The sequence below is a fragment of the Nonomuraea roseoviolacea subsp. carminata genome, from assembly GCF_024172185.1.
Lineage (GTDB): Bacteria > Actinomycetota > Actinomycetes > Streptosporangiales > Streptosporangiaceae > Nonomuraea > Nonomuraea roseoviolacea.
In genome coordinates this window covers 4,964,593-4,983,959 of the sequence record NZ_JAMZEC010000001.1, presented here as the reverse complement: position 1 = coordinate 4,983,959, position 19,367 = coordinate 4,964,593, and the positions used below count along the sequence as shown (strand labels likewise).

The 19,367-nt window shown below is 73.7% G+C and carries 20 protein-coding genes; 12 read left to right on the top strand and 8 right to left on the bottom strand.

Features of this window, described 5'->3' with window-relative positions:
- Positions 1 to 24 precede the first annotated feature (24 nt).
- The 3 genes from HD595_RS23260 to HD595_RS23250 all read left to right on the top strand — a co-directional run bounded on the left by HD595_RS23260 (position 25) and on the right by HD595_RS23250 (position 1,265).
- On the top strand, positions 25 to 228 hold the full coding sequence (locus HD595_RS23260; RefSeq protein WP_253772371.1) for a hypothetical protein: 204 nt from the start codon (positions 25 to 27) through the stop codon (positions 226 to 228).
- 64 nt (positions 229 to 292) lie between these two features.
- Positions 293 to 913, top strand: a complete 621-nt coding sequence (locus HD595_RS23255) for a TetR/AcrR family transcriptional regulator (RefSeq protein WP_175592667.1) — start codon at positions 293 to 295, stop codon at positions 911 to 913.
- 121 nt (positions 914 to 1,034) lie between these two features.
- Entirely contained in the window at positions 1,035 to 1,265 is a 231-nt protein-coding gene (locus HD595_RS23250) for a DUF3107 domain-containing protein (protein WP_175605956.1), read from the top strand.
- Between the two features lie 370 nt (positions 1,266 to 1,635).
- On the opposite strand, the gene HD595_RS23245 is transcribed toward HD595_RS23250, so the two are convergent.
- Positions 1,636 to 2,280 (bottom strand): ferritin-like fold-containing protein, encoded by a 645-nt coding sequence (locus tag HD595_RS23245; RefSeq protein WP_253772369.1) that lies wholly within the window; start codon positions 2,278 to 2,280, stop codon positions 1,636 to 1,638.
- Between the two features lie 348 nt (positions 2,281 to 2,628).
- On the opposite strand from HD595_RS23245, the gene HD595_RS23240 reads away from it, so the two are divergent.
- The 3 genes from HD595_RS23240 (at position 2,629) to HD595_RS23230 (ending at position 6,429) form a co-directional block, all read left to right on the top strand.
- A complete protein-coding gene (locus tag HD595_RS23240) occupies positions 2,629 to 4,443 on the top strand; it encodes a DEAD/DEAH box helicase (protein WP_253772367.1) in 1,815 nt (604 codons plus the stop codon).
- A 178-nt stretch (positions 4,444 to 4,621) separates the two neighbouring features.
- Complete coding sequence (locus HD595_RS23235) at positions 4,622 to 5,512, top strand: alpha/beta fold hydrolase (RefSeq protein WP_253772365.1); 891 nt, start codon at positions 4,622 to 4,624, stop codon at positions 5,510 to 5,512.
- A 14-nt stretch (positions 5,513 to 5,526) separates the two neighbouring features.
- Positions 5,527 to 6,429, top strand: a complete 903-nt coding sequence (locus HD595_RS23230) for an oxygenase MpaB family protein (RefSeq protein WP_253772363.1) — start codon at positions 5,527 to 5,529, stop codon at positions 6,427 to 6,429.
- A 99-nt stretch (positions 6,430 to 6,528) separates the two neighbouring features.
- Here HD595_RS23230 and HD595_RS23225 read toward each other — a convergent pair whose 3' ends face one another.
- The 3 genes from HD595_RS23225 to HD595_RS23215 form a co-directional block, all read right to left on the bottom strand.
- Positions 6,529 to 7,452, bottom strand: a complete 924-nt coding sequence (locus HD595_RS23225; protein ID WP_253772361.1) for a RecB family exonuclease — start codon at positions 7,450 to 7,452, stop codon at positions 6,529 to 6,531.
- 194 nt (positions 7,453 to 7,646) lie between these two features.
- Positions 7,647 to 8,360 carry an MBL fold metallo-hydrolase gene (locus HD595_RS23220; protein WP_253772359.1) on the bottom strand — a complete coding sequence of 238 codons (714 nt, stop codon included), beginning with the start codon at positions 8,358 to 8,360 and terminating at the stop codon, positions 7,647 to 7,649.
- A gap of 41 nt (positions 8,361 to 8,401) precedes the next feature.
- Positions 8,402 to 9,034 carry a DUF6758 family protein gene (locus HD595_RS23215; protein WP_301309568.1) on the bottom strand — a complete coding sequence of 211 codons (633 nt, stop codon included), beginning with the start codon at positions 9,032 to 9,034 and terminating at the stop codon, positions 8,402 to 8,404.
- 67 nt (positions 9,035 to 9,101) lie between these two features.
- Here HD595_RS23215 and HD595_RS23210 point away from each other — a divergent pair, with 67 nt between their 5' ends.
- Entirely contained in the window at positions 9,102 to 9,503 is a 402-nt protein-coding gene (locus HD595_RS23210) for an NUDIX hydrolase (protein WP_253772355.1), read from the top strand.
- A 21-nt stretch (positions 9,504 to 9,524) separates the two neighbouring features.
- Here the strand turns inward: HD595_RS23210 and HD595_RS23205 are convergent, their stop codons facing one another.
- Complete coding sequence (locus tag HD595_RS23205) at positions 9,525 to 12,713, bottom strand: glycoside hydrolase (RefSeq protein WP_253772353.1); 3,189 nt, start codon at positions 12,711 to 12,713, stop codon at positions 9,525 to 9,527.
- Here HD595_RS23205 and HD595_RS23200 point away from each other — a divergent pair.
- On the top strand, positions 12,712 to 12,954 hold the full coding sequence (locus HD595_RS23200; protein WP_253772351.1) for a hypothetical protein: 243 nt from the start codon (positions 12,712 to 12,714) through the stop codon (positions 12,952 to 12,954). The genes HD595_RS23205 and HD595_RS23200 overlap by 2 nt on opposite strands.
- 310 nt (positions 12,955 to 13,264) lie before the next feature.
- Here HD595_RS23200 and HD595_RS23195 read toward each other — a convergent pair whose 3' ends face one another.
- On the bottom strand, positions 13,265 to 14,299 hold the full coding sequence (locus HD595_RS23195) for a CPBP family intramembrane glutamic endopeptidase (protein WP_253772349.1): 1,035 nt from the start codon (positions 14,297 to 14,299) through the stop codon (positions 13,265 to 13,267).
- A gap of 100 nt (positions 14,300 to 14,399) precedes the next feature.
- Between HD595_RS23195 and HD595_RS23190 the strand changes: the two genes are divergently transcribed.
- Both HD595_RS23190 and HD595_RS23185 read left to right on the top strand, forming a co-directional pair.
- Positions 14,400 to 15,137: a hypothetical protein gene (locus HD595_RS23190; protein ID WP_253772347.1), complete on the top strand. Its 738-nt coding sequence runs from the start codon at positions 14,400 to 14,402 to the stop codon at positions 15,135 to 15,137.
- On the top strand, positions 15,134 to 15,682 hold the full coding sequence (locus HD595_RS23185; protein ID WP_253772345.1) for a DUF6529 family protein: 549 nt from the start codon (positions 15,134 to 15,136) through the stop codon (positions 15,680 to 15,682). Before HD595_RS23190 ends, HD595_RS23185 begins: the two co-directional genes overlap by 4 nt.
- On the opposite strand, the gene HD595_RS23180 is transcribed toward HD595_RS23185, so the two are convergent.
- Positions 15,679 to 16,623 (bottom strand): HpcH/HpaI aldolase/citrate lyase family protein, encoded by a 945-nt coding sequence (locus tag HD595_RS23180; RefSeq protein WP_253772343.1) that lies wholly within the window; start codon positions 16,621 to 16,623, stop codon positions 15,679 to 15,681. The two genes, HD595_RS23185 and HD595_RS23180, sit on opposite strands and share 4 nt — an antisense overlap.
- A 139-nt stretch (positions 16,624 to 16,762) precedes the next feature.
- Between HD595_RS23180 and HD595_RS23175 the strand changes: the two genes are divergently transcribed.
- On the top strand, positions 16,763 to 17,953 hold the full coding sequence (locus tag HD595_RS23175) for a cytochrome P450 (protein ID WP_253772341.1): 1,191 nt from the start codon (positions 16,763 to 16,765) through the stop codon (positions 17,951 to 17,953).
- Positions 17,954 to 17,961: 8 nt separating this feature from the next.
- On the opposite strand, the gene HD595_RS23170 is transcribed toward HD595_RS23175, so the two are convergent.
- Positions 17,962 to 18,843, bottom strand: a complete 882-nt coding sequence (locus tag HD595_RS23170; protein WP_253772339.1) for an alpha/beta fold hydrolase — start codon at positions 18,841 to 18,843, stop codon at positions 17,962 to 17,964.
- Between the two features lie 94 nt (positions 18,844 to 18,937).
- Here HD595_RS23170 and HD595_RS23165 point away from each other — a divergent pair, with 94 nt between their 5' ends.
- The gene (locus tag HD595_RS23165; protein WP_253772337.1) at positions 18,938 to 19,309 is read left to right on the top strand and encodes a hypothetical protein; all 372 of its coding nucleotides are present in this window, start codon (positions 18,938 to 18,940) and stop codon (positions 19,307 to 19,309) included.
- Positions 19,310 to 19,367 lie beyond the last annotated feature (58 nt).

Here is a 19,367-nt window from a genome sequence, read left to right as displayed (position 1 = left end):
CCCACACCTGGAAGGGGACTTCACATGTCGGAGATCGACGACGACCGCACCTTCGAGGAGGAGGACGAGATGTCGATCGAGGCGCCGGAGGCCGACGCCCTGGATCAGCAGCGTCCCGCCCGCGAGGACACCGCCGGCCGGCGCCCCTACCTTCCGCTGGAGGCCGATCCCGCCGACGCGGCCGACCAGGACCGCGTCGTGGACCTCGATGACGACGACTACCGGTGAGGTGGCCTGACCCGCACGTAGGATGTGCCGACACGGCACACTGACAGACCCATGGGAGACCCGCGTGACAGCAACCCCGGACGCCAAGCCCCGGGGCACCCGGCTGCCCCGACTCGCCCGCCGCCGGCAGCTGCTCAGCGCCGCCCAGGAAGTGTTCGTCGAGAACGGCTACCACGCGGCCGCCATGGACGAGATCGCCGACCGGGCCGGGGTCAGCAAGCCGGTGCTCTACCAGCACTTCCCCGGCAAGCTTGAGCTGTACCTCGCGCTGCTCGACATGCACGTGGACGACATGGTCAACCGGTGCCGCGAGGCCCTCGCCTCCACCCACGAGAACAAGCTGCGGGTGCAGGCGACGTTCGCGGCGTTCTTCGACTTCGTCTCCAGCCAGGGCGAGGCGTTCCGGCTGGTGTTCGAGTCGGACCTGCGCAACGTCGCGCCGGTGCGCCAGCGCGTGGAGCGCTCGCTGCGCGAGTGCGCGGAGATGGTCAGCGCGGTGATCCAGGAGGACACCGGCTGCACCAGCGACGAGGCCCACCTCCTGGGCGTCGGCCTGGTCGGCATGGCCGAGGTGAGCGCCCGCTACTGGGTCACCACGCACGGCTCCATCCCCAAGGAGGCGGCCGAGCAGCTCGTCGCCCGGCTCGCCTGGCGCGGCATCAGCGGTTTTCCGCGTACGGCTTAACCCGTTCGCTGGGCGCGATCACCCCGCCCGCCCGGCCCCCGGAGGGGCGACCATGAGAGTGCCAGCCCCCGTCGAGCGCGAGCTCGGAGCGGCCGCGTCCACAGGCACGAAAGGGAGCACGATGGAAGTCAAGATCGGTGTACGTTCTGTGCACCGCGAGCTCGTCATCGAGACCGAGCTGTCGCCCGAGCAGGTCGAAGAGGAGATCCGGAACGCCCTCGCCGTCGAGCGCGGCGTGGTCGCGCTCACCGACGTCAAGGGCAGGCGCGTCCTCGTGCCGACCTCGTCCCTGGGGTTCGTCGAGATCGGCGAGGACGAGTCCCGCCCGGTCGGCTTCGGCGGCACCCTCTGACATGAGCCGCGGGTGAGGAGGGTCGTTCCCCTCACCCGCCGGTGCCCGGCCCGCTTCCCCCGGGATCGGTCGCCCATCGGGCGGGCGCGCGGGCCGAAACGGCTGTACCGTGCCAGTATGAGGGCCTGGCGCCGCCACGGCGGTTCCTTGACGAGATGCGGACCCGATCGCTGGACCCCGCGCCCCGTGCTCCGCAGGGCGAGCGCACGCTGTCCGGCCGCCGAACCACCGCCGGAGACGCTGCCCGCCCATCGGCCTCCCCGGGGCTGCCGCCTCGCCCGCGAGGGAACCCGCGCCCACCACCCCTGACCCGCCCCCGCTTCTTGCGCAGGAGCCGTCTCAGGCGTGGGTAGGGGCCGTCGCGGGCTGGTCAGAGGCCCAGGGCCGTCATGCGCTTGCCGTGCTCCTCCGTCAGCCGGGCGAACATCCGCGAGATCTCGGCCTGGTCGTCGGCGTCGGCGGGGACCAGCATGCGCGCCAGCTCCGGCCGGGCCGCCGCCACCCGCTGCCCCTGGCTGAGGGCCTCGCCGACGAGCCGCCGCGCCCACAGCGCCAGCCGGCCCGCCGCGGCCGGGTCGGCCTCCAGCGCGGCCCTGACCCGCTCCACCGCGAACTGCGAACGGCCCTCGTCGGCCAGCACCACGTCCACCAGCTTGGCGAGCGGCGGGTCCAGCCGCCTGGCCGCCTCGCGGTAGAAGTCGAGCGCGATCCCCTCTCCCACGTACGCCTTGACCAGCGCCTCCAGCCAGTCGCCCGGCGCGGTCTGGGCGTGCCAGCCGTCGAGCGCCGCCACGAACGGCGACATGGCCTCCTCGGGATCGGCGCCCATCTCGGCGAGCTGGTCGCGCAGCAGCCGGAAGTGCGCGTACTCGGCCACGGCCAGCTCGCTCAGGGCGGCCCGGTCCGCCAGGGAGGGCGCCAGCGACGCGGCGTCCTCCGTCATCCGCGCGAACGCGCTGAGCTCGGCATACGCGAGGACACCGAGCAGATCGACCACACCAGGAGACTCCTTCATGAGACGCAGCGTACTTCGCGCAATCTTCGGGAACATCCGGAAGCTCGGCCAGCGTTGTGCTATCGAGTACACTGCTCTGTGAAAGTGCGACCGCACTGTGTAAATTCGGGGGATCCCCCGAAAACCCCCGACTCCCCGGGCCGCGGTCGCTAATGACGCGAGAGGGCTGGCTCTACCGCGAGGACCCACACAACGGCGAACGTTTCCGCCCGTCGGTCCCGGCAGGCCCGCCTTCATTTGAGACTGAGGCAGGCCACGCTGACGACTTTCCGAGACCTCGGAGTCACTCCAGAAATCGCCGATGCCCTCGAGACCGAGGGCATCACCACGCCGTTCCCGATCCAGGAGATGGCACTCCCGCTCGCCCTGAGCGGCCAGGACCTGATCGGCCAGGCCCGCACGGGCACCGGCAAGACCTACGCGTTCGGCATCGCGATGCTCCAGAGCATCGGCAAGCCGCGCAAGAACCGCAAGAAGCCACGCGGGCTCGTCGTCGTGCCCACGCGAGAGCTGGCCACGCAGGTCAGCGAGGACCTCGTGACCGCCGCGGGCAAGCTCGGCTCCCGAGTCCTGACCGTGTACGGCGGGCGCGCGTACGAGCCGCAGATCGAGGCGCTCAAGGCCGGGGTCGACGTGATCGTCGGCACCCCCGGCCGGCTGCTCGACCTGGTCAAGCAGAAGCACCTCGACCTGAGCCAGATCACCTCGCTGGTGCTGGACGAAGCCGACCGCATGCTCGACCTGGGCTTCCTGCCCGACATCGAGCGGATCTTCAAGCTCATCCCCGAGCAGCGGCAGACCATGCTGTTCTCGGCGACCATGCCGGGCGAGATCGTCGGGCTGTCGCGCAAGTACCTCAACCGGCCCACCCACGTCCGCGCCGAGCACGACAGCGGCGAGGGCGAGGCCACGCCGCAGGTCCGCCAGCTCGTGTGGCGGGTCCACCGGATGGACAAGATCGAGATCGTGGCCCGGCTGCTCCAGGCCGAGGGTCGCGGGCTCACCATGGTCTTCTGCGAGACCAAGCGGGCCTGCGACATGGTGTCCGAGCAGCTCGACACCCGCGGGTTCGCGGTCGCGGCCGTCCACGGCGACCTCGGGCAGGGCCAGCGCGAGCAGGCGCTGCGGGCGTTCCGCAACGGCAAGATCGACGTGCTCGTCGCCACGGACGTGGCGGCGCGCGGCATCGACATCGACGACGTCACCCACGTGGTCAACTACGACGCCCCCACCGACGACAAGACCTACGTGCACCGCATCGGCCGCACCGGCCGGGCCGGGCGCACGGGCATCGCGGTCACGTTCGTCGAGTGGGAGGAGCTGACCCGCTGGAAGATGATCAACCAGATGCTCGGCCTCGAGTTCGCCGAGCCCGAGGAGACCTACTCGACGTCCCCGCACGTCTACTCCGAGCTGAGCATCCCCGAGGGCACCAAGGGCGTGCTGCCGCACGCCAACCGCTCGCGGGCGGGGCTGTCGGCGGAGCGCCTGGAGGACCTCGGCGAGACCGGGCGCTCCCGCGCCCGTGGCCGCCGCCGCGACGAGCGTGAAGAGCGCGAGGAGCGCCCGGCGCGCACGCCACGCCAGCGCCGCCGCACCCGTGGCGGAAGGCTGGCCGAAGACGCTCCCGTAGAGACGCCGGAGGTCGAGCTCGTGGACAACCGCTCACGCAAGGCCGACGAGACGCCCGCGATCATCTCCGCGGACGAGGTGGAGGCCGTGGCCGCCGAGCCGCGCCGCCGTACGCGCCGCACGGCCGCCCAGCCGGCCGCCGACGTCACGGACACCGGCGACGCGCCCCGGCGCCGTACCCGGGAGGCCGAGGCGGCTCCCGGCCGGCGCGAGGCGCGGGAGACGGAGCGTGAGGAGCGCGAGACCGTGCGCGAGACCGTGCGGGAGACGGCGCGCGAGGTGCGGGAGACGGAGCCGGTCGCCGAGCGCGCACCGGAGCCGAGCTTCCTGTCCACCCCGCCGCCGCCGGTCCGCACGGAGCCGGAGCGCATCATCCCGCCCAACCCTTTCACGGTGATCTTCCAGTCGCCTGACCTGGCCACGGACGACGACGACATCGCGCCGTCGGCGGCGACGGAGCGCAAGCAGCAGCGCCGCCAGTCCCGTGGCGGCGGCGGTGGCGGTGGCGGCAATCGCCGCCGCGCCGGCTGACGCACGGGCACGAGCGAGCAGGGCGCGCACCTTCACGGGTGCGCGCCCTGTCGCGTTTCCTCGGGACATTCGCATTTTTCCGCCCAGGAAGGACAGACGGCGCAAGTCACCAGAAGTCGCACCAGCGTCCTCTGTTCGCCGGTGTCGGAGCGCTGACCTCGGGGTATTGTTGCCCCACGTGAGTACGCCGCGATTCCTGAACCTGCCACCTGGCGTCACGCCGCTGAAGCTGGAAACGCCCCAGGGCGCTTTCGCGGCTCTGGAGGCGCTACCCGTGAGCGGCGTGGTGGAGCGCTGGCCGGCCCTGCTGGTGCCGGGCCTGACCGGGAGCAAGGAAGACTTCATCGCGGTCCTGCAGACGCTCGCCCAGTCGGGCCGCCGGGTGCTCGCGGTCGACCTGCGCGGGCAGTACGAGACGCCCGGCCCCGACGACCCCGGCGCCTACACCTGCGCCGCGCTCGGCGCCGACATCGACCTGCTGGCTCAGATCGTCGGCGACGGCGAGCCGCTCCACCTGGTGGGCCACTCCTTCGGCGGGCTGGTCACGCGGGAGGCGGTCATCGACGGGCGCACCAAGTTCGCCTCGTACACGCTGATGAGCTCCGGCCCGGCCGCGATCGTCGGGCGGCGGGCGCACGCCAGCCGCCGGATCATGGAGGAGGTGCCGCGGTTCGGCCTGGAGCAGGTCTGGCACGACAGCTTCGAGCCGGAGGCCCTGTCGGCGGGGGTGCCCGACGACATCCTGGCGTTCCTGCGCAAGCGGCTGCTGTCCAACTCCCCCGTCGGCCTGTCGCGCATGGCGCGCGAGGTCGTGAGCATGCACGACCGCACCGAGGAGCTGCGTCAGGTCGAGGTGCCGACGCTCGTCCTGTTCGGGGAGCACGACGACGGCTGGCCGGCCGACATGCAGGCCGAGATGGCCCAAGCCCTCGGCGCGGAGATCGTGGTGGTGCCCGGCGCCGCCCACTCCCCGGCCGTGGAGGCTCCCGAGACGACGGCCGCGGCGCTCATCAGGTTCTGGAACCGGGCCGAGACCCGCCACATGGACACCAGGTCCGCCTCCGTGTAATCCTGCTGCCCATCATGGCCGGCATCGACGAGATCGTCGTCCAACCTCCCGAGAGCGCCACCTGGCGGGTCCACCTCGACCGCGCCATGTGGGTCGGCGGTGTCCGCGGCCTCATGCTCCAGGCGCTGCACCCGGTCGCCATGCGCGGCGTCTGGCAGAACTCCACCTTCCAGGACGACCCGTTCGGCCGGCTGCGCCGCACGGCCGACTTCGTGGGCCGGGTGACGTTCGGCAGCCCCGCGGAGGCCGACGAGATCGGCCGGCGGGTGCGGGGCATCCACCGGAGCCTGCGCGCCACCGACCCGGTCACGGGCGCGACGCGCCGCGTGGACGACCCCGAGCTGCTGCTCTGGGTGCACTGCGCCGAGGTTTCGTCGTACCTGGAGGTGGCCCGGCGCGGCGGGCTCGGCCTCACGGAGGAGCAGGCCGACCGCTACCTGAGCGAGCAGCGCAGGAGCGCCACGTACGTGGGCCTGCACGCCGAGGACGTGCCCGGCTCGTGCGCCGAGATGGACGCCTACTTCAAGGAGGTGCGGCCGTCGCTGCGGGTCACCGAGGAGGCCGCGGCGACCGTGCGGTTCCTGCTGTGGCCGCGGCTGCCGCGCGAGCTGCGGATGCTGTCGGCGGGCAAGCCGCTCTACTTCCCGTTCGGGGCGCTGTGCTACTACTCGCTGCCGGAGTGGGCGCGGCGGATGTACGGCGTGCTGCCCGAGGTGCCCCCGGGCCTGGTGACGGCGGGGCTGCGGGCGTTCCGGCTGCTGTTCAACAGCCTGCCGGAGCCGCTGCACGACCGGGCGTTCATGCCGGCCACGCGGGCCATGCTGCGCGGCAGCCGTGAGCGGCTCGGCGCGGCCGGCTACGACGTGAGCCGGGGGCTGCGCGGCCTGACCGACCCGCGCCGCGCCCCCAGGAGCTGACCCTTTCGAACCTCGCCCCGTGCGGTCATGCGGGGCGGGGCAGGTGAGGCCAGCGGGGGCCGGGTACAGGGGCCGGGCCGACGTCGCGGCGGGCCGGGGCTATTCGGCGAGGCCGTCCCAGGGGTTGCGGTCGGGGCCGGCCGTCCGGCCCTCGGGGCAGTGGCGGCGGAAGTCGCACCAGGAGCAGATCGGCCCCGGGTTGGGCGCGAACAGCGCGTCCACCTCGGCCGGCACCTGGGGTGCCGTTCCCTGAGCCGCCTGTCCCTGTCCGGTCCGTGCCTGAGCGGCTCGTCCCCGGTTGGAGCCGGGCGGCGCGGCGACGGCCTCGCGGTAGCGCTCGTCGGCGACGGACGCCTCCTCCGCCACCTCCTCGGCCCGCCGCAGGTGACGCTCCAGCGACTCGTCCGTGTGCCGCCACTCGACGATCTCGCCGGTCGGCAGGTGATGCAGCTCGACCTGGTGGCAGGGCGTGCGCATCATCCGGGACGCCGCGATGGCGTAGACGGCCAGCGCGAGCGACGAGCGGGCGTCGTCCTGGGTGAGCGGGCGCCGCCCGGTCTTGTAGTCGACCACCACCAGCTCGTCGCCCCGCCGGTCGAGCCGGTCGATCCGTCCGGACAGCGCGACGACCTTGGTACGGGTGGCGACGGTGCGCTCCACGCCGACCGGGTCGTCGGCGGGGTCGAGGGTGCTGACGTAACCGGAGACGAGGTCACGGGCGCGGCCGAGCCAGCGCGCCGACTGCTCCTCGTCGCGGAAGCCCTCCTTGATCCACCCGTTGGTGAGTAAGAGGGCCGCGGTCAGCGGGGTGCGCCGCTCGTACGGCTCGCGCCACCACCCGGCCAGCGCGTTGTGCACGCTGGCGCCGACGCTGTTGTGCGCCCACCCCGGCCCCTTGGCCGGCTGCGGCCGGTCGAGGTAGGTGAACCGGTAGCGGCGCCGGCAGTCGAGCCAGGTGTTGAGCCGCGACGGCGTGCACGAGTAGAGCCGCCGCGGCATCCCCTCCAGGGGAAGCTGGTCCATACTCATGGCCTCCACTCCGTGGAGGCGGCTCGGTCGCTGAGGAGCCGCCGCCTTCCCTCGTCACTCCGGTCGCTACGCTCCCTGCGCTCCTCAGTCCAGGCGACGGCGCTCCCTCGCAAACTCATGGCCTCCACTCCGCGGAGGCGGCTCGGTCACTCAGACCCGCGGTCTGGAGGATGGCGCTTCCTCGCACCCTAGTCGTCGTCCGGGTCGAGCTTGATGCCGGCGACGCGGGTGCCGTCGGTGAGCGGGCCCTCCTCGTCGGCGGTGGCGGTGCGGGTCAGCGAGCCGGACACCCAGGCGTCGAAGTGGGGCTCCAGGTCGCCGATGGTCACCTCGTCACCGTGGGCGGGCAGCACGCGGGTGTCACCGGGCAGGGTGAACAGGCGCCCGCCGATGGCGGTGAGCTGGTCGGGCAGGGCGGGATACTCGCCGCCGAGCTTGCCCGGACCGTCGGCCTGCAGCGTCTTGCCGGTGAACACCGCGCCCAGCGCCTCGGAGTACAGCGACACGCCGCCGGGGCTGATGCCGGGCGTCTCCATGACGTCGAGCTGGACGTCGGCGACGCCGAAGACGCCGTCGTCCTCCATCTCGATGTCGGGCCACGTCTCGGACCAGGTCTCCCGCCACAGCGTCTTGTCCTTGGGGTGGAGGGCGATGACGGCCTCGTCACGGCTGGCCACCTCGATGGCCGCGCCGATGTGGTCGGGCAGGCCGTGGGTGCAGATGACGGCGAGCACCTCACGCTCGCCGACCTTCTCCAGGATCTTGTCGGCGTCACGCGCCGGGTCGATGACGATCACCTCGTCGTCGTCGCCCACGATCCACGTGTTGTTCTCGACCTTGTGCTCGGCGCCGTCGATGTCGACGACGCCCTCGGTCACCACTCGCTCGATACGCGCTGTCACGCTTCCGAAGCCTAGTCCGTCCGGCCGTCGCAGCGTACTGCTCAACCGCCGAGGCGTGGCGAGAACGCGCCGAAAGGCAGGTCGAACTCATGGTCGCGCAGATCGAGAAGGCTCAGGTCGGTGAGGGCGATCAGGCAACCGGCGTCGGCGGGCCAGGCGATCGTCCAGATCCAGTTGCCCAGCGCCTCACCGGCGTAGACGGCGCGGTCGGCCGCCCCGCCGACGCACCACAGCGGCGTGGGGTGGCCCAGCACCTCGACCTTGGCGTTCGGCGGCCCCGCGTCGAACCCCTCACCCGGGTCGGGCCCGCTCAGGCCGGCGAACGCCGCGCCCAGCCCCACGCCCGGCTCCTCGGCGATGACCAGCAGGTCGGCGGGCCCGTGGCTGAGGGACGGGCCGCTCAGCGCGACCACGCTGGCCCGGCCGCCGCTGCGTTCGTCGCCCGCCTCGGCGAACCCCGTGACCAGCCACCCGGCGGGCAGCGGCCACGGCATCCACACGGGGACGACCGAGCTCTTGCGCAGCGCCTCGGCTGCGACGTCGGAGGCCGGGTACGGAGGTTGGAAGGGCAGCACGTCGCCGTGCGCGTCGCACCGCCATGCGCTGGACCACACGTTGGGCCCGTGAAGCGGGCCAAAGCACCGTGGGCAGGTCGGAGCCGCTGTCACAGTCATCAACGGTGCGTCGTGGAGCACGGTGCCGTCAAGGCCGTGGCCGTCCCGTCGCCGTAATGTTGGTCAGGTGCGCGTAAATTGTGTGGGCGCGGTGATCACGGACGGGCAGGGCAGGCTGCTGCTCGTACGGCGCGGCCACCCGCCGGGCGAGGGCCTGTGGTCGATCCCGGGCGGCCGGGTCGAGCCGGGCGAGACGGACGTCGTGGCGCTGGAGCGCGAGGTGCTGGAGGAGACGGGCCTGCGCGTGGCCGTGGGGCCGCTCGCGGGCGTCGTGGACCGGCCGGGGCCGGGCGGGGTGACGTACGAGATCCGCGACTATCTGGCCACCGTGACGGGCGGCGCGCTGGCCGCCGCCGACGACGCGGCGGAGGCGCGCTGGTGCTCGCCCCTGGACGTCGCCCGGCTCCCGCTGACCGAGGGGCTGACCGAGGCGCTGCGCGAGTGGGGCGCGTGGCCCCACCCCGCATGACGTAGACGATCCGCGGGGTCGTCAGCGGCTGGACGTCAGCGTGGAGGTCCACAGGATCAGGTGGTCGGCGTCGTAGGTGGTGCTGCGGCCGAGGCCCACCACCTCCGACCCGGCCACCGTGACCGCCGCCAGCCACTGCATGCCCGGCCCGCCGAGCCGGTCCTTGGTCAGGTCGGAGCGGGTCCAGGTCGCGCCGTCCTGGGAGATCCACGCGGCGCTGTCGGCGTCGCCCGGCGTGCCGTGCCAGCCGACCGCCACCAGCCCCTGGTCCGTCGCCGCCAGGTCGTCCACGTCCGCCGCCTTCTCGGCCGGCAGCCACGCCGTGCTCCAGGTGGCGCCGTCGTCCCGCGAGACCGCCGCGAACACCCGGCGGGCGCCCTGCACGCGGGCGGCCCCCATGGCGACCAGTCTGTCCTGGTACGCGGTGACGTGGCTCAGCCCGGCCGAGGACGCCCCGTCCGGGAGGACCCGCTTGCGGGCCTTCCAGTTGAGACCGTCGTCCGACACCCAGACCACGCCGCGCTCCCCGTCGCCGCCGCCGGCCGAGCCCACCGCGACGTAGCCGTCCGGGGTGGCGGCCAGGTCGTGCACGCGGACGCCGGCGCCGCCCTGCGGCAGCTTGCGGGAACGGGTGAACCTGCGCAGGTCGCGGCTGAACCAGAGCGCCGGGCCGGTCGAGCCCGAGGCGTTCGTGTCCTCGCCGGCCAGCACGTACCCGTCCGGACCGGACGCCACGGTCGTCACGGTGAGGCGGGTGTGGTCCTGCGCGCGGGCCAGGTCGCCGGTCGCCGGGATCGTCCGCCAGGAGCGGCCGTCGTCGGAGGAGACGAGCAGCGGCTCGGTGACGCCGATGCCCGCCTGCGTGGAGCCGGCCGCGAGCCAGCCCCGGCGGCCGTGGACGACGTCGGCGAGCTGCTGCTCGCGCGGGCCGCCGAGGCTCATCGAGGTCCAGCTCTTCCAGTTGAGGCTGGTCCAGATGCCCGCGTCGCCGGAGGCGCTGCCGACCGCGACGTACCTGCCGTCGTGGGCGGCCAGGCCGTTGGTCTGGCGGGCGATCCGCGACAGGCCCTCGACGTCGGCCAGCCGTACGCGGGACACGGCGCCGCGCGGCGGCGCGGACAGCAGCACGAGCTGGTTGTCGACGTCCGCCGCCGCCCGGTCGCCGCCCGCGAGCAGCGTGCCGGACTGCGTGATCGTGAACCCGCGCAGCGTGGCGCCCTTCAGGCCCGACAGGTCCGTCCGCTTCGTCCAGGTACGTCCGTCGGAGCTGTTCAGCACCGCGTACGAGTCCAGCTTGGCCTGCGCCACCACGGCGACGCCGCCCGGATGGGTGATCACCGATTCGACGCCGGGGCTCTCCCCGTCGAGGCCGCCGATCGAGCCGCACTGCGCCCACTGCTCCCCGGACGGCGAGCAGTAGACCCGTACGGTGCCCTCGATCGTGCGCTGCCGGGTGGGCACGAGCACGAACTGCTTCGGCAGCACGGCCAGCGTCCCGGCGCGCGGCAGCGCCTCCGGAAGCTGGAACCCGGTCGCCCGCCAGGTGCGCCCGCCGTCGGCCGACCGCACCACCCGGGAGCCCTCGCCCTGTGCCGGTCGGGCCACCGCGACGACCGTGTCGCCCCTGGCCACGACCGCCCGCAGGTCGAACGCGTCCAGCTCGCGCAGATCGGTCCGCTGCCAGGCGCGGCCGTCGGCCGACCGCCAGGCCACCGGGCCCAGCCCGCCGTCCGCCAGCGCCGTGCCGCCCACCGCCACGAACCCCGAACGGGTCCGCGCGACGTCGGCCACCACGTCGCCGTTCCGGAACGCCGCGAGGCCGCCCTCCTCCACGGCCGTCCAGGCGAGGCCGTCGGCGCTCGTCCACAGGCCGCGTCCGCCGCCGGCCGGGTCGCCGCCGATGGCCAGCCAGCGGCCGTCGCCGCCGACGACCCGCCGCACCGTGGAGGTGGTCGCGCCGCCGCTCACCTGGCCGAGCCGCCAGGTCTTCCCGCTGTCGGACGAGACCAGGAACAGCGGGCGCGGGGTCGGGCTGGTCGTGTCGCTGCCGACGGCGACCACGGTCCTGCCGGTGGAGGCCATGTCGTTGAGCACCTGGTTGGAGCCGTCGCCGGCGGACGGCACCGTGAACAGGTCGTCGCCGGACCGGCCGGTGCCGGCCGCCAGGCGCAGCGCGGGGCCTGCGGGGGCGTTCCACCGCCACACGATCACCGTGCCGGCGATGACCAGGGCGAGCGTCAGGACGACGGCCACGGGGGCGGCCATGCCGCGCCGGCCGCGCACGGGGCTGGCCCTGCGCACGGCCGAGGGGGCGGGGCCCCGGTGGTGGCGGCCGCCGGGGGCGCCGGGGCGGGGCGGGCCGGAGGCGACGAGCAGGTCGGGGCGCGTCGGCCGCCCGCCCGGCGGCCTGCCCACCCGCCGCACCTCGGGCTCACGTCCGGACTCGTCTCCGAAACGGTCTGCGGGGCCGCTCCCGGGCTCGTCTCCGAACTCGCCTCTGAAGCCGTCTCCGAGGTCGCCCCCAGGCTCGTCCTCGAGGTGCCCGCCGAGGTCGTCGCGCCCGGGCGCGTCGTGCGGCGCGTCGGCTCCTCGCTCGTGGGCTCCATGCTCATGGGCTCCTCGCCCGTGAGGTGTGGCGTCGAGGGGCATGACGTCCGCCCGAGGACCGGCGTCCCCGTGGGCGGACGCGTCCTCGTCCAGGAGGCCCTGGGCGTGAGGCGGGGCGTCGATCAGGGGAAGAGGGGCGGCGACGTACGGGCGGGCGCGGGAGGGGAGGCCGCCGTCAGGCTCGTCCTCGTCGAGGCTCCGGACGTCCTCCGGGCCGATGATCGCGTCGGGGTCGCGGGGCGGGTCCGGATCGCGGTCCGGCGGGCTGTCGTCGAACCACGAGTGCGGCACCACCCCGGTCGGCAGCACCCCGGGATCCACCACCTCGGGCGGCGCCACGCCCGCCGGCACGACGCCGGGCGGCAGGTCGTCCCTCCGGTTCGCCACCGGGGCCGGGCGGCTCTCGTCCTGGCGCGGGGGGCGGGGCGGCTGGGGACGGGGCGGGCCGCTGGCGACGAGCTTGTCGGGCCGGTTGACCAGCCGCCGGGGCCTGCGGCGCGGCTCGGCCTCCGGTTCGGCGGTCGGCGAGCTGTACGGCCGGCGTCCCCGGGGCGGCTCCTGCGGCTCCTCGTCCTCGGGGACGGGCGAGGAGAACGGCGGCATGCCCCAGGGCGACGCCAGCGGTAATCCCCTGGCGCGGTCGTCCGTGGGGCCGGGCGGAGAGTGCCTGATGCGCGGCTCGTTCCGGACGGGCGGGTCCGGGGCGGACGCCTCGTCCGAAGGGGCCGGCCGCTCCGCGGCGGACGGGTCCGGGGCGGACGAGCCGGGGGCGGACGTGTCGCGGGCTGACCGGCCCGGGGCGGACGAGGGCGTCGCGGACGGGTCGGGGGCGGGGGCCGGGTGAGGGTCGTCGTCACCCGGCGGTCGCCGTGGCGGGTCGCTGGGGCCGGAGGCCACGCGGCGCACCTCCTAGTCGAGCTCGTCGAACGGGTCGAACCTAAGGAACAGGGCGGAAACCACACTTCCGGGATTCGGCCGGGCGATTCAGGGTCCATGCGCCTGCGGCATGGAGTGTTGGCACGCGTCGACAAGTACCCCGCCAGGCAGAGATGATCACCTCCGCTATCCTCGCCTCCCCACAGGATCCAGACCAGCACGCCGAAGCCAGAATGGCGAGACCTCTCTAGCGAGATTCCTCAGACCAGCCACCGGATTCATCCGGAAAAAACGCTGATTGACCGCTTTTTCGCGAGATAGAGCACCCCACCGGCGAACACCCCGAGCTGCACGGCGGTCCCCGCGAGCGCCTGCCACGGCACCGCGCCCTGCCGCAGCGCGTCTTCCAGGTTCCCCGCCGCCGCGCTCAGCCCGAAGGCCATCATGTTGTTCACCACGTGCAGCGCGATCGGCGCCTCCAGCCCTCCCGTCCGTACGGCCAGCCACCCCATGACCGCCCCGAACGCGAACACGTCCACGATCCCCGCCCCCGTGTAGCCGTGCAGCGAGGCGAACAGCAGGGCCCCGAGCACGATCGCCCACACCGGGTTGCGCACGTGCGCGCCCACCGCCTGGAGCACCCAGCCGCGGAAGATGTACTCCTCGGCCGCCGCCTGGAAGGGCACCAGCAGCACGATCACGACCAGCGCCGGCAGGAACTCCTTCCAGCCCGCCCAACCGAACATGTCGGAGGTGTCCTCCCCCGTCAGCGCGAGCGTCACCGCCTGGGCGGCCTGCCCCAGCACCAGGGCGACCACGGCGAGCCCGGCGCACCACAGCAGCCACGGCCAGCGCAGCCGCCCGGCCACCGACGAGAGCGTGCCGGGCCGGCGCCGCTGCACGAGCGCGGCCGTGCCGAACACCAGCGGCAGCACGGCCGCGATCGACAGCAGCAGCACCGCCATCCCGAAGACCGGGTCGCCGAACGTCTCGTCGGCGGTGATCGGCATGGGCAGCCCGGCGAGCGCCGCGAGCACGGAGCCGGCGAGGACCACCACGACGCCCACGAGCACGAACCCCGCGGCGACGGCCAGGGTCCCGACGATCTGCCGCCACGGGCGGGCCAGGGGCGTCCTGGCCAGGTGGTCGTAACGGGCCCCCGACGGCGTGGGCGCGAACCAGGACACCGGCTGCGGCAGCGTCGCCCCGGGGTAGGGCGGGGGGCCGGGATACGGCTGGGCGCCGTACGGGGAGGCACCAGGCTGGTACGGAGAGACGCCGTACGGAGGCTGGGGTCCTGAGTTCTCCTGCATCTTTACATTCTGTCCACCCGATGCGCATTAGTTCACAGACGGCGCCACGTTTTGGGCGCATGATCGGGCTGTCAGCATGTCGACCCTGGGAGCGGATCCAATGTCAAGGCTGGGACCTGTCCTCACCCTGGCGGCCGGAGCAGTGCTCGCCGCGGGGCTCGGTGTCGCCAGCATCACCGCGACACCCGTGGCGAACCGTACCCCCGCCGCGAGCGACACCGGCGCGTCCGGCGAGCCGACCGCCGGCAAGACCGACGACACCACCGACACCGGCGCCGAGACCCCCGCGCCGGAGAAGAGCACCGAACCGGCCACGCCGTCGCCGTCCCGCACGGCCAAGGGCCCGGTGAAGGCCGACTACGCCGGCCGCGTCGACCGCAACGGCGGCCTCATCGCCATCTCCGTGCGCGGCGACAAGGCCATCGGCTACTTCTGCGACGGCCGTACCGAGGCGTGGTTCAAGGGCGACGCGGCCGAGGGGAAGATCGGCCTCGAAGGCTTCGGCGGCGCGGCGGCCGGGGCCGGCCTGGGCGGCGGCAAGGCCACGGGCTGGCTGAAGGTCGGCGGCAAGCGCTGGACGTTCACCGCGCCGACGGTCAGGAAGCCGTCGGGCCTGTACCGGGCGACCGCCCAGGTGCGCGGCGCGAAGATCCGCGCGGGCTGGATCGTGCTGAAGCGCCCGCAGGGCGGCTTCACCCAGGTCGGCGCCGCGTTCGAGGGCGACGAGCAGATCGACGTCCCCCAGCTCGACGGCGACCGGCCGACCGACCCCGTGACCGCCGGTGACACCACGCTTCACCCCAAGGACGTCGACGGCTTCATCGAGGAGATGCGATGACCACCACCGTGCGCCGCCGCCGGCCCACCGGCTCGGCCGTCCTGCTCACCCCGCTGCTCGCGGGCGCGCTCGTGGCGGTGGTGCTCGGCGTGTACGGCCGCCTCCACGCCCCCACGGGCTTCGCCGTCGGACCGGCGGGCTTCTCGGGGGCCCTGCCGATGAAGGCGTGGCTGACGATGGGCGCGTTCGCGCTGGCGATCGTCCAGGTCATCTCGGCCCTGTCGATGTGGGGCAGGCTGCCGGTCCCCATCTCGCCGCTCGTGCACCGCTGGTCGGGCCGGCTCGCGTTCATCCTGACGATCCCGGTCGCGTTCCACTGCCTGTACGCGCTGGGCCTGCAGTACGACGTGCCGCGGGTGCTCGCCCACTCGCTGCTCGGCTGCTTCTTCTACGGCGTGTTCACCGCGAAGATGCTGGCCCTGCCCAAGCGGGGCACGCCGGGCTGGACGCTGCCGGTGCTGGGCGGGCTGGTGTTCACGGCGCTGGTGGGGCTCTGGCTGACCTCGGCGTTCTGGTTCTTCACCAGTGTCGGGGTGACGCTCTAGCGGGCTTCGCCGGGCTGGAACGTCTTCGTACGGCTCAGCCCGGCGGCGCGCCCCTTGGCGGCGACGACCAGCGCCATCTTGCGCGACGCCTCGTCGATCATCTCGTCGCCCAGCATGGCGGCTCCGCGCCGCTCGACCGTCGTGTGGTACTCGTACGCGTCGAGGATGAGCTCGGCGTGGTCGTAGTCCTCCTGGGTGGGCGAGAAGACCGCGTTGGCCGCCTCCACCTGTGACGGGTGCAGCACCCACTTGCCGTCGAAGCCGAGCGCGGCGGAGCGCCGGGCCACCCGCGTGAAGCCGTCGAGGTCCTTGATCTGGAGGTACGGCCCGTCGATCACCTGGAGGTCGTGCGTCCGGGCGGCCATGAGCAGCCGCATGAGGATGTAGTGGTAGGCGTCGCCCTCGGTGTAGCCGGGCGGCTGCTCGCCCACGACCAGGGTGCGCATGTTGATGGAGGCCATGAAGTCGGCGGGGCCGAACACCAGCGTCTCCAGCCGCCGGGAGCAGCCCGCGATGGTGTCGACGTTGACCAGCCCGCGCGCGCTCTCGATCTGCGCCTCGATGCCGATGCGGCCCACCTCGAAGCCCATGGCCTTCTCGATCTGGGTGAGCAGCGTGTCGAGCCAGACGACCTCGGTGGAGTCCTGGACCTTGGGCAGCATGAGGCAGTCGAGGCGGTCGCCGGCGCCCTCGACGACCTCGATCACGTCCCGGTACGTCCATTGGGTGGTCAGGTCGTTGACCCGGACGACGCGGGTCTTGCCGGTCCAGTCGCCCTCGCGCAGCGCGGTGACCACGTTGGCGCGGGCCTCGTCCTTGGCCAGCGGCGCGACGGAGTCCTCCAGGTCGAGGAAGACCGCGTCCACCGGCAGGGTCTGGGCCTTCTCCAGGAACCGGGGGTTGCTGCCGGGCACTGCCAGAACCGAACGACGTGAGCGCATGCCGCACACGCTAGTGGTTCCGCCTGGGGAGGGTGACGGCGGCGCTATTCCCAGGGCGAATCACCGCGCGGCCACGCTCAGATGATGTCATCATTTGGATTGTCACATCACATGATCTCATCATCTGTGGAGGGTTTCGATGGTGGACGTCCCGGAGATCGACCTCACCGATCCAGGCGTGGTCGGCGACCCGTTCACGGCGTACGGCAGGGCGAGAGAGCGGTCGCCGCTGGCTCGGGTGATCACACCGGGCCTCCCGCCGCTGTGGACGCTGACCCGGCACGAGGGTGCCCGGGCGATGCTGGCGGACCCCCGGTTCGCGATCACCTCCGGCAGCTTCCTGCGGCCGGACGTGCCCGAGGACTGCCTGCCGTACCTGCGGACGATGTCCGAGATGGACGGGCCCGAGCATCTGCGGCTGCGCCGGCTGGTCGCGCCCGCGTTCACCGCGCGCCGCGCCGCCGCCCTCCGGCCCGCGATCGAGCGGGTCGTGGAGCGCCTGCTGGACGCGCTGCCCGGCCACCCCGCGGACGGCGACGGCGGAGTGGACCTGCTGCGGCACTTCGCCGCGCCGCTGCCGATGGAGGTCATCTGCGAGCTGGTGGGAGTTCCCGAGCCGGACCGGGCACGCTGGCACGAGTACGGCGCGCTGGTCGCGTCGGGCGCGGGCCAGGGGTTCGCCACGGCCATCCCCGGGATCACGGCCGACGCCAGGGAGGCGGTCACCCGCCGCCGCGCGGAGACGGCGCCCGATCTGCTGTCCGAGCTCATCCGCGCGCAGGCCGAGGACGGCGACCGGCTCACCGACGCCGAGCTGGTCACCCTGGTCTGGCACCTGGTCCTGGCCGGGCAGACGCCGGCGCACCTCATCGCGAACGCCGTGCACGCCCTGCTGTCCGAGCCGTCCCAGCTCAAGGCGCTGCGCGAGGACCCCGCCCTCATGCCCCGCGCCGTCGAGGAGCTGATCCGCTGGTGCGGCCCGATCCTGCTGACGGTCCCCCGCCACGCGCGCGAGGACGTCGAGCTGTACGGCGTCACCATCCGGGCGGGCGACGCCGTGACCGCCTCGGTCGCCGCCGCCAACCGGGACCCTCGCGCGTTCGCCGCCCCCGACCGGCTGGACGTCACGCTGCCCCGCGAGGCGACCCACCTGGGGTTCGCCCACGGGCCGCACTTCTGCCTCGGCGCCTCGCTCGCCAGGGTGGAGACCGAGGCGGCGCTGGCCGCGCTGCTGCGCCGCTTCCCGGGTCTCGCGCCCGCCCCGGAGGGGGCCCGGCGCGCCCCCGACCCGGGAACGTGGCGCCTGGTCTCACTCCCCGTGACCCTGTGACGCCTTCGTCAGGCGGTGCGTGACAGCTCCAGCAGCCCCTCCAGCACGTCCGCCGAACGGGTCCACAGCAGCGAGCCGCCCTCGTCGGGCAGCACGCGCAGCCGGGAGCCGGGGATGCGGCGCGACAGGACGGCCCCGTGGTCCGGGGAGTGGACGGTCCCGGGATCGTGGCCGCCGTACCAGAGCTCGACCGGCACCGCGATGCTCTCCACCGCGAACGGCCACGGCCGGTAGGCGAGCACCAGGTCGCGCGCGTACCCGGCGGCGCCCTGCGCGAAGCCCTCCTCCAGCGCCCGCCGGTACGCGGGGGCGAACGCCGGGTCGGTGTAGACCGCGACGTCGGACGGATGGCTCAGCTCGGTCACCAGCCGCCACATCATCTCGGCGCCCGCGTCGCGCGTCATGGCCGCCTCCAGCCCGTCCGGGTCCTCGCCGGCCGCCCGGACGAGCCCCGCCACGCCGGGATCCAGCAGCCCGGCGAGCTCGGGGTGGGTCAGCTCGTCCAGCCCGGACACCACCGACGCCGCCGTCACGACCCCGGCGGCGGCGCACGCCAGCGCGAACGGCGCGCCGTGCGAGAAGCCCACCACCGCCGCGCCCGTCAGGCCCAGCCCGCCGACGAGGTCGCGGACGTCGTCCGCCCAGGTCGACAACGTACGCCCCGGGTCGGGGTCGGAGGCGCCCAGTCCCGGCCGGTCCACCGAGACCAGCCGCACGCCGAGCCGCGCGAGGTCGTCCGCGCCGAAGCCGAGGCTCCTGCCGGTCGCCGCGCCGGGGAAGAACAGCACCGGCCTCCCGTCCGCCGGTCCCCACTCCGCCCAGCCGAGCCCCCGGCCGTCGCGCAGCGTCACCCGGCCCAGCCGCTCCGGCTCCCGCACCCCATATTTCACGACAAATCCCCTTCCGGTACGTTCCGACCGGCGACTGTAGGCGGACCGTCGCGCGGCCTGCCACCGGATTACCGGCCTGGACTACAGTCGGGACGTGAGCGACACACGCGCGGCCATCGAGGAGGGCGCGAAGAAGTCCGGCGTCCTCTGGCTCGGCCTCGACCGCCCCCGCCTGGCCTGGCACGCCTGGCACGACGGTGCCGTCTACCTCGTGACCGGCGGCGGCGAGCAGGAGCTTCCGGGGCTCGCGGGCCTCGACCGCGTACGCGTCACCCTGCGCAGCAAGGACAACGGCGCGCGGCTGGTGGACTTCGAGGCGGCCGTCGAGGTCGTGGACCAGGAGGCGGAGCGGGAGGCGGTCGCCGCGCTGGCCAAGGAGCGGCTCAACGCGCCCGACGGCGCCCACCTGACCGACCGCTGGGCCCGGGAGTCCACGGTCGTCCGCCTCACTCCCCTCGACACCTGACCCCGGCTGCCACCCAGCCTTCAGTCCCTCGCTCCCCCCGGCGCGTCCCTCTCGGCAG